Origin of the sequence: Rhizobium sp. N731 (genome assembly GCF_001664145.1) — a bacterium.
GTDB lineage: Bacteria > Pseudomonadota > Alphaproteobacteria > Rhizobiales > Rhizobiaceae > Rhizobium > Rhizobium esperanzae.
In genome coordinates this window covers 36,104-60,000 of the sequence record NZ_CP013601.1, presented here as the reverse complement: position 1 = coordinate 60,000, position 23,897 = coordinate 36,104, and the positions used below count along the sequence as shown (strand labels likewise).

General features: G+C 61.0%; 26 protein-coding genes (1 of these 26 cut by a window edge). 17 read left to right on the top strand and 9 right to left on the bottom strand.

Annotated features, from left to right (window positions below; all coding sequences use genetic code 11):
• The 3 genes from hrpB to AMK02_RS00285 form a co-directional block, all read left to right on the top strand.
• Nucleotides 1–1,259, top strand: the 3' portion of a protein-coding gene (hrpB, locus tag AMK02_RS00295) for an ATP-dependent helicase HrpB (protein ID WP_064800170.1). The gene continues 1,207 nt to the left of window position 1, outside the view; only the last 1,259 of its 2,466 coding nucleotides appear in the window; the start codon falls outside the window, past its left edge; the stop codon is at nucleotides 1,257–1,259.
• Nucleotides 1,260–1,280: 21 nt separating this feature from the next.
• On the top strand, nucleotides 1,281–2,609 hold the full coding sequence (locus AMK02_RS00290) for an ActS/PrrB/RegB family redox-sensitive histidine kinase (RefSeq protein ID WP_064800169.1): 1,329 nt from the start codon (nucleotides 1,281–1,283) through the stop codon (nucleotides 2,607–2,609).
• A gap of 67 nt (nucleotides 2,610–2,676) precedes the next feature.
• Nucleotides 2,677–3,255: an ActR/PrrA/RegA family redox response regulator transcription factor gene (locus AMK02_RS00285; RefSeq protein WP_064800168.1), complete on the top strand. Its 579-nt coding sequence runs from the start codon at nucleotides 2,677–2,679 to the stop codon at nucleotides 3,253–3,255.
• 12 nt (nucleotides 3,256–3,267) lie between these two features.
• Here the strand turns inward: AMK02_RS00285 and AMK02_RS00280 are convergent, their stop codons facing one another.
• Nucleotides 3,268–3,762 carry an MmcB family DNA repair protein gene (locus AMK02_RS00280; protein ID WP_011423458.1) on the bottom strand — a complete coding sequence of 165 codons (495 nt, stop codon included), beginning with the start codon at nucleotides 3,760–3,762 and terminating at the stop codon, nucleotides 3,268–3,270.
• 179 nt (nucleotides 3,763–3,941) lie between these two features.
• Here AMK02_RS00280 and AMK02_RS00275 point away from each other — a divergent pair, with 179 nt between their 5' ends.
• Nucleotides 3,942–4,625, top strand: coding sequence for a L,D-transpeptidase (locus AMK02_RS00275; RefSeq protein WP_064800167.1), 684 nt, complete (start codon nucleotides 3,942–3,944; stop codon nucleotides 4,623–4,625).
• Between the two features lie 69 nt (nucleotides 4,626–4,694).
• On the opposite strand, the gene AMK02_RS00270 is transcribed toward AMK02_RS00275, so the two are convergent.
• The 5 genes from AMK02_RS00270 to hslV form a co-directional block, all read right to left on the bottom strand.
• Nucleotides 4,695–6,866, bottom strand: a complete 2,172-nt coding sequence (locus AMK02_RS00270) for a malate synthase G (protein WP_064800166.1) — start codon at nucleotides 6,864–6,866, stop codon at nucleotides 4,695–4,697.
• An 85-nt stretch (nucleotides 6,867–6,951) separates the two neighbouring features.
• Nucleotides 6,952–8,364, bottom strand: coding sequence for a cytochrome P450 (locus tag AMK02_RS00265; protein ID WP_064800165.1), 1,413 nt, complete (start codon nucleotides 8,362–8,364; stop codon nucleotides 6,952–6,954).
• Nucleotides 8,365–8,412: 48 nt separating this feature from the next.
• Nucleotides 8,413–9,360: a DUF1402 family protein gene (locus tag AMK02_RS00260; protein WP_064800164.1), complete on the bottom strand. Its 948-nt coding sequence runs from the start codon at nucleotides 9,358–9,360 to the stop codon at nucleotides 8,413–8,415.
• A gap of 188 nt (nucleotides 9,361–9,548) precedes the next feature.
• Entirely contained in the window at nucleotides 9,549–10,856 is a 1,308-nt protein-coding gene (gene hslU / locus AMK02_RS00255) for an ATP-dependent protease ATPase subunit HslU (RefSeq protein ID WP_064708200.1), read from the bottom strand.
• Nucleotides 10,857–10,958: 102 nt separating this feature from the next.
• Nucleotides 10,959–11,486 carry an ATP-dependent protease subunit HslV gene (hslV, locus tag AMK02_RS00250; protein WP_064800163.1) on the bottom strand — a complete coding sequence of 176 codons (528 nt, stop codon included), beginning with the start codon at nucleotides 11,484–11,486 and terminating at the stop codon, nucleotides 10,959–10,961.
• Between the two features lie 177 nt (nucleotides 11,487–11,663).
• Here hslV and hisB point away from each other — a divergent pair, with 177 nt between their 5' ends.
• From hisB to coaA, 9 genes are read left to right on the top strand one after another with little or no spacing between them, the layout of a single operon-like run.
• Entirely contained in the window at nucleotides 11,664–12,272 is a 609-nt protein-coding gene (gene hisB / locus AMK02_RS00245; protein WP_064800162.1) for an imidazoleglycerol-phosphate dehydratase HisB, read from the top strand.
• Nucleotides 12,273–12,293: 21 nt separating this feature from the next.
• Nucleotides 12,294–12,779, top strand: a complete 486-nt coding sequence (locus AMK02_RS00240; RefSeq protein ID WP_064800161.1) for a DUF2628 domain-containing protein — start codon at nucleotides 12,294–12,296, stop codon at nucleotides 12,777–12,779.
• A gap of 2 nt (nucleotides 12,780–12,781) precedes the next feature.
• Complete coding sequence (hisH, locus tag AMK02_RS00235; protein ID WP_064800160.1) at nucleotides 12,782–13,432, top strand: imidazole glycerol phosphate synthase subunit HisH; 651 nt, start codon at nucleotides 12,782–12,784, stop codon at nucleotides 13,430–13,432.
• A 52-nt stretch (nucleotides 13,433–13,484) separates the two neighbouring features.
• The gene (locus AMK02_RS00230) at nucleotides 13,485–13,667 is read left to right on the top strand and encodes a hypothetical protein (protein ID WP_064800159.1); all 183 of its coding nucleotides are present in this window, start codon (nucleotides 13,485–13,487) and stop codon (nucleotides 13,665–13,667) included.
• Nucleotides 13,664–14,221 (top strand): hypothetical protein, encoded by a 558-nt coding sequence (locus AMK02_RS00225; protein ID WP_064800158.1) that lies wholly within the window; start codon nucleotides 13,664–13,666, stop codon nucleotides 14,219–14,221. The genes AMK02_RS00230 and AMK02_RS00225 overlap by 4 nt, the downstream gene beginning before the upstream one ends.
• 6 nt (nucleotides 14,222–14,227) lie before the next feature.
• Complete coding sequence (hisA, locus tag AMK02_RS00220; protein ID WP_064800157.1) at nucleotides 14,228–14,974, top strand: 1-(5-phosphoribosyl)-5-[(5-phosphoribosylamino)methylideneamino]imidazole-4-carboxamide isomerase; 747 nt, start codon at nucleotides 14,228–14,230, stop codon at nucleotides 14,972–14,974.
• Entirely contained in the window at nucleotides 14,974–15,762 is a 789-nt protein-coding gene (gene hisF / locus AMK02_RS00215; protein ID WP_064800156.1) for an imidazole glycerol phosphate synthase subunit HisF, read from the top strand. The genes hisA and hisF overlap by 1 nt, the downstream gene beginning before the upstream one ends.
• Before the next feature lie 16 nt (nucleotides 15,763–15,778).
• Complete coding sequence (locus AMK02_RS00210; protein ID WP_064800155.1) at nucleotides 15,779–16,102, top strand: phosphoribosyl-ATP diphosphatase; 324 nt, start codon at nucleotides 15,779–15,781, stop codon at nucleotides 16,100–16,102.
• The gene (gene coaA / locus AMK02_RS00205) at nucleotides 16,099–17,094 is read left to right on the top strand and encodes a type I pantothenate kinase (protein WP_064696362.1); all 996 of its coding nucleotides are present in this window, start codon (nucleotides 16,099–16,101) and stop codon (nucleotides 17,092–17,094) included. Before AMK02_RS00210 ends, coaA begins: the two co-directional genes overlap by 4 nt.
• Before the next feature lie 14 nt (nucleotides 17,095–17,108).
• Here coaA and AMK02_RS00200 read toward each other — a convergent pair whose 3' ends face one another.
• From AMK02_RS00200 to AMK02_RS00190, 3 genes are all read right to left on the bottom strand, one after another.
• Nucleotides 17,109–17,720, bottom strand: a complete 612-nt coding sequence (locus AMK02_RS00200; protein ID WP_064800154.1) for an alpha-ketoglutarate-dependent dioxygenase AlkB family protein — start codon at nucleotides 17,718–17,720, stop codon at nucleotides 17,109–17,111.
• A 1-nt stretch (nucleotide 17,721) separates the two neighbouring features.
• Nucleotides 17,722–18,159 carry an alternative ribosome rescue aminoacyl-tRNA hydrolase ArfB gene (gene arfB, locus AMK02_RS00195; RefSeq protein ID WP_064805811.1) on the bottom strand — a complete coding sequence of 146 codons (438 nt, stop codon included), beginning with the start codon at nucleotides 18,157–18,159 and terminating at the stop codon, nucleotides 17,722–17,724.
• A gap of 185 nt (nucleotides 18,160–18,344) precedes the next feature.
• Nucleotides 18,345–19,955, bottom strand: coding sequence for a phosphoenolpyruvate carboxykinase (locus AMK02_RS00190; RefSeq protein WP_064800153.1), 1,611 nt, complete (start codon nucleotides 19,953–19,955; stop codon nucleotides 18,345–18,347).
• A 338-nt stretch (nucleotides 19,956–20,293) separates the two neighbouring features.
• On the opposite strand from AMK02_RS00190, the gene AMK02_RS00185 reads away from it, so the two are divergent.
• The 4 genes from AMK02_RS00185 (at nucleotide 20,294) to AMK02_RS00170 (ending at nucleotide 23,896) form a co-directional block, all read left to right on the top strand.
• Entirely contained in the window at nucleotides 20,294–21,031 is a 738-nt protein-coding gene (locus AMK02_RS00185) for a response regulator transcription factor (RefSeq protein ID WP_189637013.1), read from the top strand.
• 76 nt (nucleotides 21,032–21,107) lie between these two features.
• On the top strand, nucleotides 21,108–22,898 hold the full coding sequence (locus AMK02_RS00180; protein ID WP_064800151.1) for a sensor histidine kinase: 1,791 nt from the start codon (nucleotides 21,108–21,110) through the stop codon (nucleotides 22,896–22,898).
• On the top strand, nucleotides 22,895–23,344 hold the full coding sequence (locus AMK02_RS00175) for an HPr kinase/phosphorylase (RefSeq protein ID WP_064800150.1): 450 nt from the start codon (nucleotides 22,895–22,897) through the stop codon (nucleotides 23,342–23,344). Before AMK02_RS00180 ends, AMK02_RS00175 begins: the two co-directional genes overlap by 4 nt.
• 150 nt (nucleotides 23,345–23,494) lie before the next feature.
• A complete protein-coding gene (locus AMK02_RS00170) occupies nucleotides 23,495–23,896 on the top strand; it encodes a PTS sugar transporter subunit IIA (protein ID WP_011423437.1) in 402 nt (133 codons plus the stop codon).
• Nucleotide 23,897 lies beyond the last annotated feature (1 nt).

The window sequence follows — 23,897 nt, the reverse complement described above, 5'->3', positions numbered from 1 at the left end:
TGGGAGCGCTCGACAAGGATGGCGCGTTGACCGTCCGCGGCAAAATGATGCGCGATCTCGCTCTGCCGCCGCGGCTTGCCGCCATGGTCGTCTCATCAGGCGAATCGGGCCATGCCCGGGAGGCGGCGATGATTGCCGTGCTCCTGACCGAACAGGGGCTTGGCGGACCGAGCATCGACATTGAGGACCGGCTGCGGCGCTTCAAGGCCGAGCGCGGCGAAAGAGCCGATGCCTCGCGGCGGCTGGCGGGGCGGCTGGCTGCCGGCCTCGATACCGTCACCAGGGCCGCACCTGTACTGGCGGGTCAGCTTCTGCTGCATGCCTTCCCGGATCGGATCGCGCTTCAGCGCGGCGGGCGCGGGCGATTCGTGATGGCGAACGGGCGGGGAGCGGAACTGCCGGAAACCGAGAGGCTCGCCGGCAGCCAGATGCTCGTCATCGCCGATCTCACCGGACGCGCGGCACAGGGACGGATTCTGGCGGCGGCCGAAGTGACTCGTGGGGATATCGAAGCCGAACTACCTGGCGAGATCAGAACCGATGACCAGACATTCTTCGACCGGCAAAGCCGGCAGGTGCGGGCGCGGCGGGCAACCCGGCTCGGCGCGATCGTCTTCGAAGAGACGCCGTTGCCGCGTCCTTCCGGGGTCGCCATCACTCAGGCGCTGATGGAGGGCGTGCGCGAACTGGGGCTCGATCAGCTCGCCTTCTCGAAGGAGGCCCTGCAGCTTCGCGAACGGATCGGTTTCCTTCATCGGACGATCGGTGATCCCTGGCCCGATGTCAGCGACGATGCTCTGCTTTCCCGGCTGGAGGAATGGTTCGCTCCCTTCCAGGAAGACGCCCGCAGCCTCTCCGAGATTTCTGCGGCAGGACTCACGAACGGGCTGATGTCGCTGGTGCCGCACGAGCTGCAGCGCGATCTTAGCCGGCTTGCGCCGACGCATTTCGAGGCGCCGACCGGTCAAAGACATCCTATCCAATATGAGGGCGAGGAGCCCATCTTGACGATCCGGGTGCAGGAGTTGTTCGGGCTCAAACAGCATCCAGCGGTCGCCGGAGGCCGCCTGCCGCTGCTCCTGGAGCTGACGTCGCCGGCGCACCGGCCGATCCAGACGACGCGCGACCTGCCCGGTTTCTGGGCGGGCTCGTGGAAGGACGTACGCGCCGAGATGCGTGGACGCTATCCGCGCCATCCCTGGCCGGAGCGGCCGGAAGAGGCGTTACCGACGACACGGGCAAAACCACGTGGTACATGAGAGCCATCAAGGAGCCCCGGCATGATCGACAAGCCCGGCGTGATCGACAAGACGCAAAGCCATACGCTGGAAGACCGGCACAGCAGCCGCAGACTGCGGCTGCAGACGCTGGTGCGGCTGCGCTGGCTTGCCGTCGGCGGCCAGGCGCTGACGGTGTTCATCGTCGCCTTCTGGCTGAAATTTCCCTTGCCGCTGATCGCCAGCTCTTCGCTGATCGCCGCCCTTGCCTGGGTGAATTTCTACCTGACGATCCGCTATCCGCCGACGCACCGGCTGGCGCCGCCGGCCGCCTTCGCGTTGCTCGGCTTCGATCTCCTGCAGCTCTGCGCGCTGCTCTTCATCACCGGCGGCCTCGCCAATCCCTTCGCCGCACTCGTCTGCGTGCCCGTTATCATCTCCTTTGCCTCACAGCCGATCCGCTACAGCACGGCGCTGATCGGCTTTGCGATGGTCTGCATCACGGTGCTTGCCTTTTCGCCTTTCCCGCTGCCCTGGTTCGACGGGGTCGAGATCAATGTCCACAACGTCATGCAGTTCGGCGTCTGGTGCTCGATCGCCTCGACCATGGCCTTTGCCGCCTTCTATGCCTATCGCGTCTCGATGGAAGCAAGCCAGCTTGCCGATGCGCTGGCCGCGACCGAACTGGTGCTGCAGCGGGAAAAGCATCTCTCGCAGCTTGACGGCCTGGCTGCCGCCGCTGCTCATGAACTCGGCACGCCGCTTGCCACGATCAGCGTCGTCGCCAAGGAAATGGAGCGCGAGCTCAAGGACGATGATCGCTTTCGCGAGGATGTCATGCTGTTGCGGAGCCAGAGCGAACGCTGCCGTGACATTCTGCGGCGGCTGACGACGCTCTCCTCGGAAGGCGAGGCGCATATGCGCCGGCTGTCGCTTTCCTCGATGATCGAAGAGGTCGTCGCGCCGCACCGGGAATTCGGCATCACGCTGGAGCTTATCGAAAAAAGCCCACGCAAAAGCGAGCCGGTCACCGACCGCAATGCCGGCATCATGTACGGACTCGGAAACCTCATCGAAAATGCCGTCGATTATGCCAGGGAGAAAGTGACCATCACCGTCGAGCACGATCACGACAAAGTGCTGATCGTCATCGAGGACGACGGCAATGGTTATTCGCCTGACATACTGACGCGAATCGGCGAGCCCTATGTGACCAAGCGGCAGAAGGAAGATACGGCCGGCGGCCTCGGGCTCGGACTTTTCATCGCCAAGACACTGCTGGAGCGCTCGGGCGCATCGCTGATTTTCGAGAACCGCGAGCCGGAAAGAGCCGGCGCGCGCATCCGCATCGAATGGCCGCGAATGCTGATCGACGCAAATTCGACAAAATGAGTTTGTGGGCATAAGTAGAAGAAAAACGGTTGACCAAGATCAGGCCCAACCGCCGGGACTCGAGACGATGACAGAACAGAATCATGGAAATTTCGCCGCATCGGATGAAGACCATATCGGGCCCGACGCCAGCCTGCTGATCGTCGACGACGACGGGCCGTTCCTGCGCCGTCTCGCACGGGCAATGGAGACGCGCGGCTTTGACGTGGAGACGGCCGAATCAGTGGCGGAGGGCGTTGCCAAATCGAAAGGCAGGCCGCCGAAATATGCTGTGGTCGATCTTCGCCTCGGCGACGGCAACGGGCTCGACGTCATCGAAGCGATCCGGCAGCGGCGCGACGACACGCGGATCATCGTGCTGACCGGCTACGGCAATATCGCAACGGCGGTGACGGCGGTAAAACTCGGAGCCGTCGATTATCTGGCAAAGCCTGCGGATGCCGACGACGTCTTTTCAGCGCTGACGCAACGGCCGGGCGAAAAGGCGGAACTTCCGGAGAATCCGATGTCGGCCGACCGCGTGCGCTGGGAACACATTCAGCGGGTCTATGAAATGTGCGAGCGCAACGTCTCTGAAACGGCACGCCGGCTCAATATGCACCGGCGAACGCTGCAGCGCATCCTTGCCAAACGCGCGCCGAAATAGACGAAACCTTCGTCAGACATCATCCACGGTGAACGGTTTTCCGTTCGCCCATTCGGCCATCATCAGCCTTTGCGCGGCGGCACGCGAGAAACTGAGCGTGACGGATTTGCGCGTGGCCGGCGCCATGCGGTGTTCCGGCGCCTCACGAATCATGTGGGCGCCATAGCCATCCGAGAGAAAGAGCCCGCATTCCTCCGGAAAGATGTCGAGCGGCACACCTTCATGAGTCGCAAAGAACAGGCGGTCGCAATGCAGCCTGTATTCCGGCCATTTGCGATCCACCCGAAAATCCTCGATCGATGTCTTGATTTCGATAATCCAGACTTCGCCCTTTTCCGAAAGCGTGATCAGGTCGGCGCGGCGGCCGCTGGCGAGCGGCAGTTCCGGCAGCACGGCATGGCGCATTTCATGCAGCAATATCTGCGTTCCGCGCCGCACCATCATGGCCCTGTCCGATTGCCGGCCATCGATTAACGGATTGTTATTGTAAACGCTCAAAATCGTCATGGATAACCGTCGCAGAGCCGGGTGTGTTGTTGCAAAAAAACCATGCGCTTTTAATTTGCGCAGCAGACGAATTCGTCGCGCCACAGTAGCCTTGCAAAGCGCAAGTTAATCGAAAATAAACCATAATCAACGATGGTCGAAAGACTGTTCTCCTCGCCCAAAAACTTCAAGAGTTATCTATGCGCATCCGCAATGCATTCCCTGTATTTGGCCTGCTGACGACGCTCGCACTGGCCGGCTGCTCCACCAATTCCGAAAGCGCATCCGTCGACGACAAGGGCGCAGGCCCGACGGTACAGACAGCTCAAATCTTCAACGACGCCTATGGCGTGACGAAGGATGCCGGATATTCCCTTCCGGCGATCCCAATCGACAGGGTGAAGCCGCAGTTCCGCCGCCAGGTGGTCAGCTACCAGACCACCGAGCGCCCAGGCACCATCATCGTCAATACGCGCGAGCGTTTCCTCTATTACATCCTGCCGAACGGCAAGGCGATGCGTTACGGCATCGGCGTCGGCAAGCAGGGTTTCGCATGGGCCGGCACCGCCTATGTCGCCTGGAAGCAGGAATGGCCGACCTGGCACCCGCCGAAGGAAATGGCTGAACGCCGCCCCGATGTCGCCAAATACGTCGAAGACGGTATGGGCCCCGGCCTCAGCAATCCTCTCGGCGCGCGCGCCATGTATCTCTTCAACGACGACGGCAAGGACACCCTGTTCCGCCTGCACGGCACGCCGGAATGGGCTTCGATCGGCACCGCCGCTTCCTCGGGCTGCATTCGCCTGATGAACCAGGACGTCATCGACCTCTACAGCCGCGTCCGTCCCGGCAAGGGGACCTCCAAGGTCATCGTCATCCAGTAGGCTAGATACCGAATTCGGTATAAAAAAGGCCGCCGGACTGTCGTCCCGGCGGCCTTTTCGTATTCTCGGTCACCCCGATTGTTTCGCCTTGAGCTCAAGGCGGCGGCGGTGAAGCACCGGTTCCGTATAGCCGTTCGGTTGCTCCCTGCCCTTGAGGACGAGATCGAGGGCGGCCTGGAAGGCGACCGAATGATCGAAATTGCCGGCCATTGGCCGGTAGGCCGGATCCGACTCGTTCTGCCGATCGACGACGGCAGCCATGCGTTTCATCGTTTCGACGATCTGAGCTTCGGTGACGACCTTATGATGCAGCCAATTCGCCATGTGCTGGGCCGAAATGCGCAAGGTCGCGCGATCCTCCATCAGGCCGATATTGTTGATGTCGGGCACTTTCGAGCAGCCGACACCCTGATCGATCCAGCGCACGACATAGCCGAGGATACCCTGGGCATTGTTGTCGAGCTCTCGCTGGATTTCCTCCGGCGTCCAGTTCGGCCGCACCGCAACCGGCACAGAGAGAATGTCTGACAGCTTGGCGCGGGCCCGGTCCTTCAGCCCCTGTTGAACCCGGGCGACATTGACGCGGTGATAATGGGTGGCATGCAGGGTTGCAGCCGTCGGCGAAGGCACCCAGGCTGTATTGGCGCCGGCCTTGGGGTGGGCGATCTTCTGTTCCAGCATCGCCGCCATCAGGTCCGGCATCGCCCACATGCCCTTACCGATCTGCGCATGGCCGGAGAGGCCGCATTCCAGACCGATATCAACGTTCCAGTTCTCATAGGCCGATATCCACGCTGCCTGGCGCATATCGCCCTTGCGAATCATCGGACCGGCTTCCATCGAAGTATGGATCTCGTCGCCGGTGCGGTCGAGGAAACCGGTGTTGATGAAGACGACGCGCTCGCGGGCGGCACGAATGCACTCCTTGAGGTTGACCGTCGTGCGCCGCTCCTCGTCCATGATGCCCATCTTGATGGTGTTGCGCGCCAGCCCAAGCGCATCTTCGACCCGGGAGAAAATCTCGACGGCGAAGGCGACCTCTTCTGGTCCATGCATCTTTGGCTTGACCACATACATAGAGCCGGTGCGGGAATTCTTCTTCCGGCCGGCGGGACCGATATCGTAAAGCGCGATCAGAGCGGTGATGACGGCATCCATGATGCCCTCAGGCACTTCGTCGCCGTCCTTGTCGAGGATCGCGGGATTGGTCATGAGGTGGCCGACATTGCGCACCAGCATCAACGAACGGCGATGCACCTCGAACGAAGCGCCATCCGGGCCGGTATAGTCCAGATCCGGGTTGAGCTCGCGGATGAAGGTCGTTCCGCCCTTTGCCACCTCTTCCTGCAGATCGCCCTTCATCAGGCCGAGCCAGTTCCGATAGACGACGACCTTATCTTCAGCATCGACGGCGGCAATCGAATCCTCGCAGTCCATGATCGTGGTGATCGCCGATTCCAGCCAGACATCGGAAATATGGGCCGGATCGGCCTTGCCGATCGCCGTTGTCGGGTCGATGACGATATCGATATGAATGCCGTTATTCTTCAGGAGAATGCGGGTCGGCGCCGCGGCCTCACCGCGATAGCCGGCAAAATGCCCGCCATCCCCGAGCATTGTCTGCTCGCCGTCGACCGATCTGACGACGAGCGTTCCGTCCTTGACGGCGAAGCTGCCGACATCCTTCCAGCGGCTGTCCTGGAGCGGCGCCGCCGTATCCAGGAAATCACGCACCCAGGCGATGACCTTTTCGCCGCGCTTCGGATTGTAGCCCTTGCCCTTCTCGGCGCCGTCGCTCTCGGGAATGGCGTCGGTGCCGTAGAGCGCGTCATAAAGCGAGCCCCAGCGGGCATTGGCGGCGTTCAGGGCGTAACGCGCGTTCATCACGGGAACGACGAGCTGCGGACCGGCGATCGAGGCGATCTCTGGATCGACCTTTCCGGTCGAGACCTGGAAGTCCGATCCTTCCGGCAGAAGGTAGCCGATGCTGCGGAGAAAGGACTGATATTCGTCCATATCCACCGGGGCGCCATGCTGGCGATACCAGTCATCGATCTTCGTCTGCAGCTCGTCGCGTTTGGCGAGCAGCGCGCGATTGCGCGGGGCGAGATCGTGGACGATCGCCGAAAAATCGGCAAAGAACCTGTCCGCATCGATCGCCAGACCCGGCAGAACCTCCTGCGTCAGGAAATCGTGAAGGACGGTTTCGATGGCAAGACCGTTCTTATCAATGCGGCTCATGCGATATTCTCCCTGGCAACGCCTGTGAATGCTGCCACTTTGCCCGGCTTTCATTCACAGTCAATTCCGCAATAGTTCGAAAGATTTATGCCGTTCGGGAAATTATGCGCGACGTCACGCGCATGGGAAGCCCGTTCTGAGGCTGAGTCGTCAGTTTCTGCACCGGCCAGGGATTGGTGGTTGCCGTCTGATCGAAACGAAATCGGTGCATCATCACGGCCAGTGCGATTACCGCCTCCTGCAGCGCGAAGGTCGCGCCGATGCAGACGCGCGGGCCGGCGCCGAATGGCAGAAACTGGAAGCGACCGATGCTGCCGCGGTTTCCCGGCAGGAAGCGCTCCGGCATATAGGCGCGCGGCTTTTCCCAATAAAGTTCGTGGCGATGCAGCGTCCAAGGCATGATGAGCACGGTGATGTCGGCCGGTATTTCGACCTTTTCGCCTTTGGCGTTTATCCAGAGGTCATCGGCGATCGCGGCGCGATTGATGGAAGGTGCGGGCGGATAAAGCCTGAGAGCTTCTTCAAAGGCCGCCCGCGTCACCGGCATCAGATCCAGCCACTCCACCGGCTCGGCGCCGGTTGCAAGAACAGCGTCGATTTCCGTCTCCATCGCCTCGCGAATATGCGGGCTGTTGGCGACACAATAGAGGGTCCAGGCAAGCGCACGCGCCGTCGTCTCGTGCCCGGCGCCGATGAAAGTCAGGATATTGTCCTCGATCTCCTCCTTGGTCAGGCCATCCGGACCTGCCTGTTCCAGGAGCAGCGTCAGAAAATCTTCCGGTGCGGCGGCGCGATCGGCCTTCATCTTCGCCAGACGCATATCCATGGTGTCGCGAACGATCGCCCTGAATTTTTCCAGCACCTTCTGACCGCCAATACGGGTGAGACGCGGCACCCAGGCGGGCGCGCGCAGCAGCTCCATCGGGTCGATGCGGCCCATGCGGTGGAGAAGCTGATTGACGTCGTCGGCGAAATGACCGCTCGACGAGACGATTTCGCCGGAAAAGAGCGTCTCGGCAAGAATAGCAAAGGTCAGATCGGTCATGTCGCTGGCGATGTCGAAGACCTGGCCAGCCGCATCGACGTTCTCGTATTTGCGGACGAAATCTTCCGATTGCCGCAGCATCTGGCCGGCAAAACCTTTGGCGTGGCGCGGCGTGAAGACCGGCGCGACCGCCTTTCGCGATCGCTTCCAGACCTGGCCTTCCGCCGTCAACAACCCATCACGCAGGATCGGCCGCAGCACCAACTGGCGAATGTCGGACATGCGGTAATTGGCGGCATTGTCGACCAGTACGTGCTTGATCAAGCCGGGATCATTGACGATGAGGGTGTGTTGCCCGAAGAAACTCGTCTTGATCCAGGGCAAAGTATAAGAAGGCTCGCCCCAGAGTTCGAGCGGGTTGCGCAGGATGATTCGGATGATATCCAGCCGGCTCGGGGGCACGGTGCGCGGCAGCGGTGCCGGCGGAACGAAGGGGTCCGGACGCATGTCCATCGTCAAAGCCTTTCAGGGAAGAGCGACGCCTTCCCGGCAAGCTTGAAGCTAGAGCAGGCCCTTGAGTTCGTCCAGCTTGTCGTTGATCAGCCAGCCGTAATAATTCTCTTCGGGCCAAACGGTCGCGCCGGAAGAGCGGTTTTTCGCAGCCAGGGCTGCGGCACGCTGGCGTGAGTTGCCGACATTGTAAAGCGTCGCCGTCAGGCCGGGGTTGCCTGAGATGTCCATGCCGGCAATCTCCTTGTAATCATCGATCGACCGGCGGATCGAGGCCGCGACGAAGGCGAGCGAGATGTCGGGATCCATGATCGCCTTATAGACGTCGCCGGCATTCTTCTCGTTCAGCTTCGGATAGCCGGAGACGCGGCTGACGAGATCGGAAAGCATCAGCGCCGTCAGGGGATTGACCTGGCCGAGGCCGAAGGTCTGGCCGGCGTAAAAGGGCTGGAAGAAGACCGCGCTGAAGCGGTTGTTGGGGAAGCTCTCGCCGCCCACCGTCTTGCCGCGGAAATCGCTTTCCCAGACATCTTCGCGGCAGGACCAGAGCGTGTAGGAATCACTCTTGCCCTTGCACTGCGTAAATTGCGGCCGCGCCACGAAATCATCGACGTTTTCGCCGTCATAGGCGAAGCGGAAACTTTCCCCGGCATAGGAGGCCGCCTTGACATAATAGGCCTGCAGCCGGTCGTAGGCGTCGACATTATAAGTATGTTCGCCGACGATCGCGCCGATGACATGGATAGGATTGATGCCGTAAGCGGTGGAAACCTTGCGGATCTTGGCCATCAGTTCGCGATCGGTCGCGAGAAGCTCATGGACCTTCTCATATTTCAGATCGAAGCTGCTCTTGGTGCCCTTGGTGCGGCGGACGGACGCGCCGGGAATATCGGGCTGCTCAGCATGGCGATTGCCGGCCGGCACCGTCTGCATGGCGAAGGCAGGCGCCGAATTCACAAGGGCAACGGCAATCAAAAGGCTTGTCAAAAGGCGTCGCACGATCCGCTATCCCGTCCGTTCATCGTCCTGTTCGCGATGCGGCTGACTGGACCAGAATCTTGGCCGAATAAAGCCGCGGCGAAAAACAAAACGGGCCTTCACTAAAAAGGAAAAGGCCCGCTGTCGATAGTCGAGGTCAACAGAATGTGGCATTCACATCGGTAAAGCCATGAACCGGTGCGTCGATATCACAGGATGAAGCGTGACAGGTCGGTATTCTGCGCGAGATCGCCGACATGTTCGCGCACATAGGCTGCATCGATCGTGATGGCTGCCCCGGCCCGATCGGGCGCATTGTAGGAAATATCGTCCAACACCCGCTCCATCACCGTCTGCAGCCGGCGTGCGCCGATATTCTCGACCGAGGAGTTCAAGTGCACGGCGACATCGGCGAGCGCATCGATCGCGTCCTCGGTGAAATCGAGGTTCAGATTTTCGGTTTCCATCAGCGCCCTATACTGGCGGATGAGGCTTGCTTCGGTTTCCGTCAGGATCCGGCGGAAGTCCTCCTTGTTCAGCGGACGCAGCTCGACGCGGATCGGCAGGCGACCCTGCAGCTCCGGCAAGAGATCCGAAGGTTTGGAGACATGGAAGGCGCCGGAGGCGATGAAGAGGATATGGTCCGTCTTCACAGGCCCGTATTTGGTCGAAACCGTCGTGCCTTCGACGAGTGGCAGGAGATCGCGCTGGACACCTTCGCGCGAAACGCCGGCGCCCATGCCGCCGTCGCGGGCGGCGATCTTGTCGATCTCGTCGAGGAAGACGATGCCGTCGTTTTCGGTAGAGCGGACGGCCTCGCGCTGGATCACCTCGTTGTCGATCAGCTTATCGGATTCATCGCGGATCAGATCGGTATAGGAAGCCTTGACCGTCGTGCGGACCTTCTTGGTGCGGCCGCCCATCGCCTTGCCGAACATTTCCGACAGGTTGAGCACGCCGATATTGGCGCCCGGCATGCCGGGTATTTCGAAGCCGCCCATGCCGGAACCGGCATCGGCCACCTCGATGTCGATTTCCTTGTCGTCGAGCTCGCCGTCTCTGAGCTTCTTGCGGAAACTTTCGCGGGTGGCCGGTGAAGCGGTGGTGCCGACCAGCGCGTCGAGCACGCGTTCCTCGGCGCTCACATGCGCCTTGGCCTGCACCTCGGCCCGCTTCTTCTCGCGCACCAGGCCGATACCGACCTCGACCAGATCGCGGATGATCTGCTCGACATCACGGCCGACATAACCGACTTCGGTGAACTTGGTGGCTTCTACCTTGATGAAAGGCGCGCCGGCGAGTTTTGCCAGACGGCGGGAAATCTCCGTCTTACCGACACCGGTCGGGCCGATCATCAGGATGTTTTTCGGCATGACTTCGTCGCGCAGGCTCGGGTCGAGCTGCTGGCGACGCCAGCGATTGCGTAGCGCAATTGCGACGGCGCGTTTGGCATCATGCTGGCCGATGATGTAGCGATCGAGTTCGGAAACGATCTCGCGGGGGGAAAAGGTCGTCATTGCGTATCATTCTCCTGGCGGTCCGGAGCCATCGGCGCCCGGCCGCAATTCGTTGTTTCGTCGCGGCAGGTCATCCGCGGCAGCAGCCGGAAGGCCCGGGATTCAGCTTTCGACGTCCAGCAGTTCCACCACGATATTGTGGTTGGTGTAGACGCAGATGTCGGCGGCGATATCGAGGGCGCGCCGGGCGATCTCTTCGGCCGATTTGTCGGTATCCATCAGTGCACGGGCGGCGGCGAAGGCAAAATTGCCGCCAGAACCGATCGCCGTCGTGCCATGTTCGGGCTCCAGAACATCGCCGTTGCCGGTGATTGCCAGCGTGATCGATTTGTCGGCGACGAGCATCATGGCTTCGAGATTACGCAGGTATTTGTCGGTGCGCCAGTCCTTGGCGAGCTCGACGGCGGCGCGCATCAGCTGGCCGGGATATTGCTCCAGCTTCTTTTCAAGTCTTTCGAGCAGAGTGAAGGCGTCCGCCGTGGCGCCGGCGAAACCGGCGATCACCTCGCCCTTGCCGATGCGCCGCACCTTGCGGGCATTGCCCTTCATGACGGTCTGGCCGAGGCTCACCTGGCCATCGCCCGCCATCACCACCTTGCCGCCTTTTCGAACTGTAATGATTGTTGTCATAAAACACCTGTCTGCCCATGACGCGGGCCTTTACACGAGACCGCAAACCGGCCCTTGTTGGACCCTATGTAAGCAGGCCGGAGCCGATTGCAAATGGGCGGGCTTTTCCCCTGCCCGGCTTCTGGATATTTGCCGATGCGCCTGATAAGGAACGGCCTTATTCCGATGGAGGGCCACATGGCCGAGACCGCAGCAAGCCGCACGGGCAGCGTTTCCCGCAAGACCAACGAGACCTCGATTTCCGTTTCCGTTAATCTCGACGGCACCGGCAAATCGAAGATTTCGACCGGCGTCGGCTTCTTCGACCATATGCTCGACCAGCTTTCGCGGCATTCCCTCATCGACATGGAAATCGACGCCAAGGGCGACCTGCATATCGACGATCATCATACAGTCGAAGATACCGGCATTGCGATCGGTCAGGCGATCTCGAAAGCGCTCGGCGACCGCCGGGGCATCACACGCTATGCTTCGATCGATCTCGCCATGGACGAGACGATGACCAAGGCTGCGGTCGATCTTTCGGGTCGTCCCTTCCTCGTCTGGAATGTCGCCTTCAGCGCGCCGAAGATCGGCACCTTCGACACGGAACTCGTGCGCGAATTCTTCCAGGCGCTCGCTCAGAACGCCGGCATCACCTTACATATTCTCAACCATTATGGCGCCAACAACCACCATATTGCCGAGACATGCTTCAAGGCGGTCGCCCGCGCATTGCGCGCAGCGACAGAGATCGATGCGAGACAGGCGGGCCGTGTTCCCTCAACGAAGGGCACGCTCGTCTGAGCCCCTCAGGGAGCGGCGACAATGACCTCAAGCTACATTTTCCTGACACCGCCCGGCGGGGCGAGCGTAGCGACCGATGAGGTGCGCACGATTCGCGACGGCTTCACCTGGCTCGGCTTCCTGTTTCCATGGGTTTGGCTGCTGGTGCACGGGCTATGGCTGCATGCGGCCGCGGCGTTTCTCTTGCAGGGAATCGGCGGCGCACTGATGGACGAACCCGGTCTGGGGCCGGCGGGCGCGGCGATCATGCTGGGCGTGAATATAATGGTCGGTCTCGAGGGCCAGAATTTCCGCATCCGCAACCTTGCCGCCAAGGGCTGGAATGAGGACGCCCTCATTGCAGCCGATAAGCTCGATATTGCCGAGCAGGTCTATTTTGCTGACAAGACGGTCCCTGCGGCGAGTGAAGACACGGTCGCACCGGACTGGCAGACCAAGCCCGGTGCAAACAGCCCGCGTGGCCAGGCCACATCGCTTGGTCTCTTTGGTTTTGATGGAGGACGCTGACGATGCGCGTCGCGATTATCGACTACGGTTCCGGCAACCTTCGTTCGGCGACCAAGGCTTTCGAACGTGCCGCGCGCGAGGCGGGCATCGATGCCCACATCGATCTCACCGATAAGGCGGAGGACGTTGCTGCGGCCGATCGTATCGTGCTGCCCGGCGTCGGCGCATACGCCGATTGCCGGCGCGGACTGGACGCCGTGCCCGGGATGAGCGACATGCTGATCGAGGCTGTCGAGAACAAGGCGCGGCCTTTCCTCGGCATCTGCGTCGGCATGCAGCTCATGTCGTCGCGTGGTCTGGAGAAGACCGTGACACACGGCTTCGGCTGGATCCCAGGCGACGTCATCGAGATGACACCTGGCGATCCCGCCTTGAAAATTCCGCAGATCGGCTGGAACACGCTCGACCTGAAGCGCGAACATCCGCTGTTCGACGGCATTCCCACCGGGCCGCAGGGACTGCACGCCTATTTCGTGCATTCCTATCATCTTGCCGCCCAAAACCCCGAGGATGTCATTGCGACCGTCGATTATGGCGGGTCGATGACCGCCCTCGTCGGGCGCGACAACATGGTGGGCGCCCAGTTTCACCCGGAAAAGAGCCAGAAGCTCGGCCTCGCCCTGATCGCCAATTTCCTGCGCTGGAATCCGTAATACCTCCGCCTTATTTCCTCTTTATGGAAAGGGCGGAACAGGAGTGCACTCGATGCCGGCTTGGCGGAAATCAGGCAAGGTGTTCTATATGCTGCGGCCCTCCAGGGAGGCTCTGCCTCCCTTCTCGGATATCCGGCTTCCCGACGGGACGATCATTCGCCGCGTCGACGAAGCCCTCCATAAAAGAGCGCTTTCCAACGCGGCCAAGGCATTGAAAGAAAGGCTGGACCGATGATCCACGAATTCCTTGCCGGCAACGAGAATTCGCAGCTGCGCGCCAATGGGATCAATGCAAATGATATCACCGAAGCCGTGCTGGAATTCTATATCGAAGGCGAAGACGATCTGATCGGCCTGCTTGCCTACGCCCTTTACGAGCGGCAAAAGCGCGATTTCGTCGTCAGCTATCGCAAGCGGAATGCCGGCCGTTCGCCCAATGAGGCCGAGCTTGCCGCAGTTTCCAGCAACTATCTCTCTACCGACCTGCGCAATACGCTGCGCGATCGCGCCTCGCAGATTCTTTCGAGCTATGCCGAGACCTATGTGGAAGCGATGGAGCCCGATATCCGGCTCGCCGCCGTCAACAGCGACGCGCTGCGGCGGGCGCGCGAGATCGAGACATCGGTGAAGAAGCGCCTCGGCTTCTGGCGCCAGGTGCGTGCCGGCTTCATCGTCATCCTTCTGCTTCTGCTGCTTTTGAGCGCAGCCGCCATTGCCGCTGTCTTTTTCCGCTCGGATATCGTAGATGCGTGGAATGCGCTGATGGCAGCGATCACTCTACGGACGTAAGACGACATGATCCTTTTTCCCGCGATCGATCTGAAGGGCGGCCAATGCGTTCGTCTCAAGCTCGGCGACATGCAACAGGCGACGGTTTACAACACCGATCCGGCCGCCCAGGCGAAGTCCTTCGAAGACCAGGGTTTCGAATGGCTGCACGTGGTCGACCTCGACGGCGCCTTCGCGGGACATTCGGCCAATGGCGATGCCGTCGAGGCGATCCTGAAGGCGACGAAGAATCCGGTGCAGCTCGGCGGCGGCATCCGCACGCTCGACCACATCGAAGCCTGGCTGTCGCGCGGGCTGCGGCGGGTCATCCTCGGCACCGTCGCCGTCAGAAATCCTGAGCTGGTCATCGAGGCCTGCCGGAAGTTCCCCGGCCAAGTCGCCGTCGGCATCGATGCCAAGGGCGGCAAGGTGGCGGTCGAGGGCTGGGCGGAGGCTTCCGAACTCGGCATCATCGAGCTTGCCAGGAAATTCGAGGGCGCCGGCGTTGCCGCGATCATCTACACCGATATCGACCGCGACGGCATCCTGACCGGCATCAACTGGAGCTCGACGCTGGAACTCGCCGATACCGTTTCCATTCCCGTTATCGCTTCGGGCGGCCTGGCCTCCATCGCAGATATCAAGCGCATGCTGCAGCCCGACGCGCAGAAGCTGGAAGGGGCGATTTCAGGCCGGGCGCTTTACGACGGCCGCATCGACCCCAAGGAAGCGCTGGCGCTGATCAAGGCCAACAGGGCCAAGGAGACTGCGTAATGACCCTCAAGGCCCGTGTCATTCCCTGCCTCGACGTCAAGGACGGCCGCGTCGTCAAGGGCGTCAATTTTCTCAATCTCGTCGATGCCGGCGATCCGGTCGAAGCGGCGAAGGCCTATGACGCAGCCGGCGCCGACGAGCTCTGTTTCCTCGACATCACTGCTTCCTCGGACAATCGCGAGACGATTTTCGATGTCGTGTCGCGCACAGCCGATCAATGCTTCATGCCGCTGACGGTCGGAGGCGGGGTCAGAACCATCGCCGACATCCGCAAGCTCTTGCTTTGCGGCGCCGACAAGGTGTCGATCAACTCGGCAGCTGTCAGCAATCCCGATTTCGTCGCCGAGGCGGCCGACAAGTTCGGCGACCAGTGCATCGTAGTCTCGATCGACGCCAAGCGCAGGCGCACGCAAGCGGTCGGCGGCGACAATCTCAGCGCCTGGGAAATCTATACGCATGGCGGCCGCAACGCGACCGGCATCGATGCCGTCGAATTCGCGCAGAAGATGGTGGCGCGTGGGGCCGGCGAACTGCTGGTCACCTCCATGGACCGCGACGGCACTAAGGTCGGCTACGACCTGGAGCTCACGCGGACGATCGCCGATGCCGTGCGTGTGCCGGTCATTGCGTCCGGCGGTGTCGGCGATCTCGACGATCTCGTCGCCGGGGTGAAGGAAGGCCATGCCAATGCAGTGCTCGCCGCATCGATCTTCCACTTCGGCACCTATACCGTCAGCGAAGCGAAGCACTATATGTCGAAGTGCGGCATCGACATGCGTCTCGACTGAACTCTGAGAGCAGACAATGAGCGGATTTTCCCTTTCCGACCTCGAACGCATCGTCGAAGAGCGATCGAAAGCCTCACCGGAGCAGTCCTGGACAGCCAAACTCGTGGCTGCCGGCCAGCCAAAGGCGGCGAAGAAGCTCGGCGAAGAGGCCATCGAAGCGGTGATGGCGGCGGTGACCAGCGATCGCGACAATCTGACCTATGAGGCCGCCGATGTGCTCTATCACCTATTGGTCGTATTGAAGATTGCTGAAATACCGCTAGAGAATGTCATGGCCGAACTCCAGCGCAGAACCGCGCAGTCCGGTCTCAAGGAAAAGGCCAGCCGGCAGAGTTCATGAGTATCGCGACTGAGATTATCGGGGTGCCGGAGATATTGGATCACTTCCAGTCTGAATCCTATTCGCCCTACCATTTCTTCTCTTCCGAGCAATGGGCGAAATTCCGCGCCGACACGCCGCTGACGCTGACCGGCGACGAGGTCAAGCGGCTGCGCTCAATGGGCGACCCGATCGATCTCGACGAGGTCCGGCGCATCTATCTGTCGCTGTCGCGCCTGCTCTCGTCGCATGTCGAATCCTCGCAGATGCTGTTCGACCAGCGCAACCGCTTTCTCAGCATGTCGGATGTGACAAAAACGCCTTTCGTCATCGGCATCGCCGGCTCGGTCGCTGTGGGAAAATCGACCACAGCCCGTATCCTGAAGGAGCTCCTGGGCCGCTGGCCTTCCAGCCCGAAGGTCGATCTCATCACTACGGACGGCTTCCTCCACCCGAACGCGGTGCTGCAGCGGGAAAAGCTGATGCAGCGCAAGGGTTTCCCGGAAAGCTACGATACCGGCGCGATCCTGCGCTTCCTCTCGGCGATCAAGGCCGGGCGGCCCGATGTGAAGGCGCCGTGTTATTCGCATCTCGTCTATGACGTGCTGCCGGACGAATACAAGATCGTCGACCGTCCCGACATTCTGATCTTCGAAGGCATCAACGTGCTGCAATCGCGCGACCTGCCGGCCGACGGCAAGATCGTGCCGATGGTGTCCGACTTCTTCGACTTCTCGATCTATATCGATGCCGCGGAAGACCAGATCCACAACTGGTATGTGACGCGCTTCATGCGGCTGCGGGAAACCGCCTTCCGCGATCCCAACTCCTATTTCCATCGCTACGCCTCGATCACCGATGCGGAAGCGCTTGAAATCGCCGAAGATCTCTGGACGAACATCAACCTGAAGAACCTGCGGCAGAACATCCTGCCGACGCGGCCGCGCGCCGATCTCATCCTGAAAAAGGGCAAGGATCATCTGATCGAACAAGTCGCGCTCAGAAAACTATAGCAGGCGATCAATTTTCACGGACGAACACGGCGCAGCGTCAGATTGATGCGGCCGCCGTTCTTCAACAGCGTCGATGTCGCGGGGTAAATGCGGTCGACGCCATGATAACAAAGCCTCCCCTCGCCGCCCAGCACGACCAGATCGCCGCTCGCAAGCTTGAAGGATAGCGTGCTATCATTGCGATTGAGGCCGCCGACCCGGAAGAGGCAACTGTTGCCGAGCGAGACCGAGACGACCGGCGCCTGCAGATCCTGCTCGTCCTTATCCTGATGCAAGCCCATGCGGGCGTCGTCCGAATAGAAATTGACGAGGCAGGCCTCCGGCGGCTTCCCATAGCCGGAAACATCATTCCAGATATCAAGCAAAAGCTTCGGCATCTCAGGCCAGGGCCTGCCGGTCGCCGGATGCGTCGACTGATAACGATAGCCCCGCTCCTTGTCCGTCACCCAGCCGAGCGGCCCGCAATTGGTCATCCTGACCGACATCGGCTTGCCGGTGCCGGGCATGGCGGGCACATAGAGCGGCGCTTCGGCGACGACGGCACGGATCACCTCGACCAATGCTTCCTGGCGAGTCCGGTCGAGATATCCCGGCAGATGGCGGATGCCGTTCAGGAGCTCGGGCATGTCATTCACCGCCGCCGGGGCGGCCGCGCATTTTCTTGACTTCCGAGCGGCCGGATTTCTCCTTCAGACGGCGCTCGACCGAACCTTTGGTCGGCTTGGTCTTCTTGCGCGGCGGCGGCGGCGGCTTGGCCGCCTCCAGAATCAATTCCTTCAGCCGCTCGCGCGCATCCTCGCGGTTGCGGTCCTGGCTGCGAAAGCGGCTCGCCTCAATCATCAGCACGCCGTCCTTCGACATACGCCGGCCGGCGAGCTTGATCGCGTTGGCCTTGACGCGATCATTGAGGGAAGGCGAATTCGCAATGTTGAAGAACAGTTGGACCGCGGTCGAAACCTTGTTGACGTTCTGCCCACCGGGACCGCCCGCCAGAACGAACTGTTCCGTCAGCTCCCATCCCGCGATGGTGATCCTGTCATCGATGTAGAGCGCGTCGCTGGCCATGCGGCGTTCTATCTCATATCGGCCGGCAATTGAAAACATCGGCCATCAACGAGAAAACCCGGCTATCCTGCGATGCCGGGTTTCACGTGAATCAGAGATTCTGTTTAGCGTAATTCCCGGCAAAAGCGCTTCGCGCTTTGCCTGGCAGAACCGCTGCACACTTTTGCTGGAATTGCTTGCGCTTCTTATTCGGCGGCGGCCTTTACGCCCGGGGCCGCATCGCGGACGCCGCCATCGACGTGATCTTCGAACTTGGCGAAGTTGGCGATGAACATCGAGACCAGCTTTTCGGCCTGCGCGTCGTAGGCTGCCTTATCGGCCCAGGTCGAGTGCGGATCGAGAATGCCGCCGTCGACGCCATCGACGGAAACCGGCACGGCAAAGCCGAAATTTGTATCCGTACGGAATTCGAGCTGGCCGAGTTTGCCGCTGAGGGCGGCAGCGAGAAGGGCGCGCGTTGCCTTGATCGGCATGCGCTTGCCGGTGCCGTAGGCGCCGCCGGTCCAGCCGGTGTTAACGAGCCAGCACTCGACGCCGTGGCGGCTGATCAGCTCCTTGAGCAGGTTGCCGTATTCGGCCGGGTGACGCGGCATGAAGGGCGCACCGAAGCAGGTGGAGAAGGTCGCTTCCGGCTCGACGACACCCTTTTCGGTACCGGCCACCTTGGCGGTGTAGCCGGAGAGGAAGTGATACATCGCCTGATCGGGCGTCAGGCGCGCGATCGGCGGCATGACGCCGAAGGCATCGGCGGTCAGCATGATGATCGTCTTCGGATGTCCGGCGCGGCCGGTTTCCGAAGCGTTCGGGATGAAATGCATGGGGTAGGCGCAACGGGTGTTTTCCGTCAGCGAACCGTCATCGAAATCGGGCTCGCGACGTTCGTTGAGGACGACGTTTTCGAGCACGGTGCCGAAGCGCTGCGTCGTTGCGTAGATTTCCGGCTCGGCCTCGGCCGAAAGGCGGATGGTCTTGGCGTAGCAGCCGCCTTCGAAGTTGAAGATGCCGTTTTCGCTCCAGCCATGTTCGTCGTCACCGATCAGCGTGCGCGCCGGATCGGCCGAAAGCGTCGTTTTGCCGGTGCCGGAAAGACCGAAGAAGACCGCTGCGTCACCGTCCGGGCCTACATTGGCCGAGCAGTGCATCGGCATGACACCCTTGGCCGGCAAGAGGTAGTTGAGCACGGTGAAGACCGACTTCTTCATTTCGCCTGCATAGGAGGTGCCGCCGATGAGAACGAGTCCGTTGGTGAGATCGCAGGCGATCACCGTTTCCGAGCGGCAGCCGTGGCGGGCCGGATCGGCCTTGAAGCTCGGCAGATCGATGATCGTCAGCTTCGGCACGAAGGTCGGCAGCGCCGCCGCCTCGGGGCGGATCAGCAGATTGCGGATGAACAGCGAATGCCAGGCCAATTCGGTGATGACGCGGGTCGGCAGGGCATGGCCTTCCTCGGCACCGCCGACAAGATCCTGGGCGAACAGATCCATGCCCGCTGCATGCGCCAGCATGTCGTCGCGCAGCAGGGCAAAATGCTCCGGCGAGAGCGGCTTGTTGTTGTCCCACCAGATCTGGCCATCGGTATTGGCATCGCGAACGACGAATTTGTCGCGCGGCGAACGGCCCGTATGCTGACCGGTGAGGGCCCGAAGCGCGCCCTGAGCGGTCAGTTCGGCTTCACCCCGGCGGATCGCTTCTTCATAGAGCGCTGCAGCGGAAAAGTTATAGCGGACGCTGGCTGCGCCGCCCAATCCAACCGTTGCAAGCTCCGTTGCCGGGTTATGAACTCCGAACTTTTCCATGGCTAGTTCCCTTTGCTCAGGCTCGTTGCCGTTAAAACTAAGCGAGAAAATACGGGGAGAAATTTTAAAAGACAAGAGACAAAAATCGAGAAAATATAGTAATATCAAATAATTAATCGATTTAAATTTGTTTCATTCTTTTTAAATCGTTTGAAGAGCCACGTTGAAACATTTCGACACACAACTTTTGGATGCCAGGGAATTTTACAACAATCTTCCCCTTTATCTTTGCCACAATTTGTTCCACCTTTATCCTCCATAAGCGCATCCGGTCATTGAGACCGCCTGGGGACGACCAAAATCCGGGAGATTGCGCACTGATGACGGAGACCAACACCATGGCTACAATCGCGCTCGTTGACGACGACCGCAACATCCTCACCTCGGTGTCGATTGCACTGGAAGCCGAAGGATATAAGGTCGAGACCTATACGGACGGTGCTTCGGCGCTCGACGGCCTTCTGGCGCGACCGCCGCAGCTGGCGATCTTCGATATCAAGATGCCGCGTATGGACGGCATGGAATTGTTGCGCCGCCTGCGGCAGAAGTCCGACATTCCCGTCATCTTCCTCACCTCCAAGGATGAGGAGATCGACGAACTGTTCGGCCTGAAGATGGGCGCGGACGATTTCATCACCAAGCCTTTCTCGCAGCGCCTGCTGGTGGAGCGCGTCCGCGCCGTCCTGCGCCGCGCCTCGAGCCGCGAAGCCACAGCCGCCAGCGGCACGAGCCCTAGCGGTGCGCCGAAAGCCGGCGCGGTGCAGCAGGCCCGCTCGCTGGAGCGCGGGCAGCTGGTCATGGACCAGGAGCGCCATACCTGCACCTGGAAGGGCGAGGCAGTGACGCTGACGGTGACCGAGTTCCTGATTCTGCATTCGCTGGCGCAGCGCCCCGGCGTCGTGAAAAGCCGCGACGCGCTGATGGATGCAGCCTATGATGAGCAGGTCTATGTCGACGACCGGACCATCGACAGCCACATCAAGCGGCTGCGCAAGAAATTCAAGATGGTCGATACCGACTTTGATATGATTGAAACGCTCTACGGAGTGGGATACCGCTTCCGCGAAGCAGCTTGAGCCCGAGCGGCACAGCTGGAAATATTGAAGGTTGCCGGCCGGTTTATCCGGCCCAACCTTTCGAAAGGGCCTGTCATTGGCACAGTTGGTGCAGGAAAGGGATTTGGACGATGCGGAGGGCGTGAGCACCCGTCGCGTCCGGGGCCGCCGTTGGTCGCATCCCTTTACGCTGATCCGCCGCATCTTCGGCAATGCGGTGTTTTCGAGCCTGACGCGACGCATCCTGTTCTTCAACCTCGTCGCGCTGGTGGTGCTCGTCGGCGGCATTCTCTATCTCAACCAGTTTCGCGAAGGCTTGATCGACGCCCGCGCCGAAAGCCTGTTGACGCAGGGTGAAATCATTGCCGGCGCCGTTTCGGCCTCCGCGTCGGTCGATACGAACTCGATCACCATCGATCCGCAAAAGCTGCTCGAACTGCAGGCCGGCCAGAGCATCACCCCGGTGCCGAACGACGAGGATCTGGAATTTCCGATCGATCCGGAAAAGGTCGCGCCGGTCCTGCGCCGACTGATCTCGCCGACACGCACACGCGCGCGCATCTTCGATGCCGACGCCAATCTGCTGCTCGATTCGCGCCACCTCTATTCGCGCGGCCAGGTGTTGCGCTTCGACCTGCCGCCGGTCGAAGAAGAGAAGCAGACCTGGAGCGATTGGTTCGCGACGTTGTTCAACAAGGCGCTGCAGCCGGGCAATCTGCCGCTCTACAAGGAAGCACCGGGCGGCGACGGCTCGATCTATCCCGAGGTGATGAACGCGCTGACCGGCGTGCGCGGCGCAGTCGTGCGCACCACCGAAAAAGGCGAGCTCATCGTTTCCGTCGCCGTTCCGATCCAGCGCTTCCGCGCCGTGCTCGGCGTGCTGCTGCTGTCGACACAAGCGGGTGACATCGACAATATCGTCCATGCCGAACGACTGGCCATCATGCGCGTCTTCGGCGTGGCGACGCTTGTCAACGTACTGCTGTCGCTGGTGCTCTCATCGACGATCGCCAATCCGCTGCGCCGTCTTTCGGCCGCCGCCATCCGCGTTCGCCGCGGCGCCAAGACACGTGAGCAAATTCCGGACTTTTCCGCCCGCCAGGACGAAATCGGCAATCTCTCCATAGCCTTACGCGAGATGACGACAGCGCTCTATGACCGCATCGACGCGATCGAGAGCTTTGCCGCCGATGTCAGCCACGAGCTGAAAAACCCGCTGACTTCGCTGCGCAGCGCCGTCGAAACACTGCCGCTCGCCAGGTCGGAGGATTCCAAGAAACGGCTGCTTGATGTCATTCAGCACGATGTCCGCCGTCTCGATCGCCTGATCAGCGATATTTCCGACGCCTCGCGGCTCGATGCCGAACTCGCACGCGTCGACGCCGCTTCCATCGATATGGAGGTGCTGCTGCGCGACCTGATCGACGTGTCGCGTCAGATCAGGGGCAGCAAAAAGCAGGTGCAGATCGACTATGTCGTCGAACGCAAGCCGAACATGAAAACGCGCTTCGTCGTCAACGGTCACGACCTGCGCATCGGCCAGATCGTCACCAATCTGATCGAGAACGCCCGCTCCTTCGTCCCCGAAAAAGACGGCAGGATTACCGTGCGGCTGATGCGGACACGGTCGCGCTGTGTCACCACGATCGAAGACAACGGTCCCGGCATCCAGGCGGAAAATATCGACCGCATCTTCGAGCGCTTTTATACAGACCGGCCGGAATCGGAAGGCTTCGGCCAGAATTCCGGGCTCGGGCTATCGATCAGCCGCCAGATCGCCGAGGCGCATGGCGGATCGCTCAGAGCAGAGAACATTACCGATGCCGACAGCGGGCAGGTGCTCGGCGCGCGCTTTATCCTCGCCCTGCCCCTCGATCCAGCCGCATGACGGCGGCTGCCAACATCCATGCCACGGCGATCGTCGTCGGCAGAACGGGGCTGCTGTTCAGCGGTCCCTCGGGCTGGGGGAAATCGATGCTGGCTTTCACCTGCATGACCGAGGCGCGCCGCCTCGGGCTGTTCACGGCGCTGGTCGCCGATGATCAGGTGCTTCTGTCGGGAGAGACCGGTACGGTGATCGCCACCTGCCCGCCGTCGATCGCCGGGCTCATCGAACTTCGCGGCACCGGCATCGTTCGGCAGGACCACGTCCCTCAGGCGGCCATGCATTATGCCGTGCTTCCGGGCAGCGCTTCCGGCGAAAACCGCGTGCCTCCAGAGGGCGAGATCGTCAGCCTTGCCGCCGGTGTTTCACTTCCCGCATTGCGGTTGCTCACTGGCGTGTCTTCACCGCTTGCGATCCTGATGGCAAAAGCCCCTGATATCGGAGATTGAGGCCATCCGGATTGATCAATCTGCCTTATATATTTGCATTTTTATCTTGCACTTCGGCTTTTCATGGCCAAGATGTGCCCCCACCGGTGGACGTAATTGCTGCATTGCGATATTGGGGCCACCGTTTGCGTATATGGGAGCAGTAATATCATGATCGGACTTGTGCTTGTCACTCATGGCAAGCTGGCTGAAGAGTTTCGTCATGCTGTCGAGCACGTCGTCGGTCCTCAGAAATTCATCGAGACGGTCTGTATTGGCCCCGAAGACGATATGGACCAGAGACGGCAGGACATTCTGCAAGCCGTTTCCGGCGCCGATGACGGCCATGGCGTTGTCATCCTGACCGACATGTTCGGCGGCACGCCGTCCAATCTCGCCATCTCGGTCATGAGCAGCGGCCACACCGAAGTCATTGCCGGCATGAACCTGCCGATGCTGATCAAGCTCGCCGGCGTACGCGGCGAGAACAACATGGAGAAGGCGCTGGTGGAGGCTTCCGAAGCCGGGCGGAAATATATCAATGTCGCGAGCCGCGTGCTCAGCGGAAAATAAC

Excerpts from the sequence above, each read along its gene's own strand:
- AMK02_RS00290 (WP_064800169.1), top strand. The coding sequence starts at position 1,281 with ATGATCGACAAGCCCGGCGTGATCGACAAGACGCAAAGCCATACGCTG.
- AMK02_RS00285 (WP_064800168.1), top strand. The coding sequence starts at position 2,677 with ATGACAGAACAGAATCATGGAAATTTCGCCGCATCGGATGAAGACCAT.
- AMK02_RS00280 (WP_011423458.1), bottom strand. The coding sequence starts at position 3,762 with ATGACGATTTTGAGCGTTTACAATAACAATCCGTTAATCGATGGCCGG.
- AMK02_RS00275 (WP_064800167.1), top strand. The coding sequence starts at position 3,942 with ATGCGCATCCGCAATGCATTCCCTGTATTTGGCCTGCTGACGACGCTC.
- AMK02_RS00270 (WP_064800166.1), bottom strand. The coding sequence starts at position 6,866 with ATGAGCCGCATTGATAAGAACGGTCTTGCCATCGAAACCGTCCTTCAC.
- AMK02_RS00265 (WP_064800165.1), bottom strand. The coding sequence starts at position 8,364 with ATGGACATGCGTCCGGACCCCTTCGTTCCGCCGGCACCGCTGCCGCGC.
- hslU (WP_064708200.1), bottom strand. The coding sequence starts at position 10,856 with ATGACGACCTTTTCCCCCCGCGAGATCGTTTCCGAACTCGATCGCTAC.
- hslV (WP_064800163.1), bottom strand. The coding sequence starts at position 11,486 with ATGACAACAATCATTACAGTTCGAAAAGGCGGCAAGGTGGTGATGGCG.
- hisB (WP_064800162.1), top strand. The coding sequence starts at position 11,664 with ATGGCCGAGACCGCAGCAAGCCGCACGGGCAGCGTTTCCCGCAAGACC.
- AMK02_RS00240 (WP_064800161.1), top strand. The coding sequence starts at position 12,294 with ATGACCTCAAGCTACATTTTCCTGACACCGCCCGGCGGGGCGAGCGTA.
- hisH (WP_064800160.1), top strand. The coding sequence starts at position 12,782 with ATGCGCGTCGCGATTATCGACTACGGTTCCGGCAACCTTCGTTCGGCG.
- AMK02_RS00230 (WP_064800159.1), top strand. The coding sequence starts at position 13,485 with ATGCCGGCTTGGCGGAAATCAGGCAAGGTGTTCTATATGCTGCGGCCC.
- AMK02_RS00225 (WP_064800158.1), top strand. The coding sequence starts at position 13,664 with ATGATCCACGAATTCCTTGCCGGCAACGAGAATTCGCAGCTGCGCGCC.
- hisA (WP_064800157.1), top strand. The coding sequence starts at position 14,228 with ATGATCCTTTTTCCCGCGATCGATCTGAAGGGCGGCCAATGCGTTCGT.
- hisF (WP_064800156.1), top strand. The coding sequence starts at position 14,974 with ATGACCCTCAAGGCCCGTGTCATTCCCTGCCTCGACGTCAAGGACGGC.
- AMK02_RS00210 (WP_064800155.1), top strand. The coding sequence starts at position 15,779 with ATGAGCGGATTTTCCCTTTCCGACCTCGAACGCATCGTCGAAGAGCGA.
- coaA (WP_064696362.1), top strand. The coding sequence starts at position 16,099 with ATGAGTATCGCGACTGAGATTATCGGGGTGCCGGAGATATTGGATCAC.
- AMK02_RS00200 (WP_064800154.1), bottom strand. The coding sequence starts at position 17,720 with ATGCCCGAGCTCCTGAACGGCATCCGCCATCTGCCGGGATATCTCGAC.
- arfB (WP_064805811.1), bottom strand. The coding sequence starts at position 18,159 with ATGGCCAGCGACGCGCTCTACATCGATGACAGGATCACCATCGCGGGA.
- AMK02_RS00190 (WP_064800153.1), bottom strand. The coding sequence starts at position 19,955 with ATGGAAAAGTTCGGAGTTCATAACCCGGCAACGGAGCTTGCAACGGTT.
- AMK02_RS00185 (WP_189637013.1), top strand. The coding sequence starts at position 20,294 with ATGGCTACAATCGCGCTCGTTGACGACGACCGCAACATCCTCACCTCG.
- AMK02_RS00175 (WP_064800150.1), top strand. The coding sequence starts at position 22,895 with ATGACGGCGGCTGCCAACATCCATGCCACGGCGATCGTCGTCGGCAGA.
- AMK02_RS00170 (WP_011423437.1), top strand. The coding sequence starts at position 23,495 with ATGATCGGACTTGTGCTTGTCACTCATGGCAAGCTGGCTGAAGAGTTT.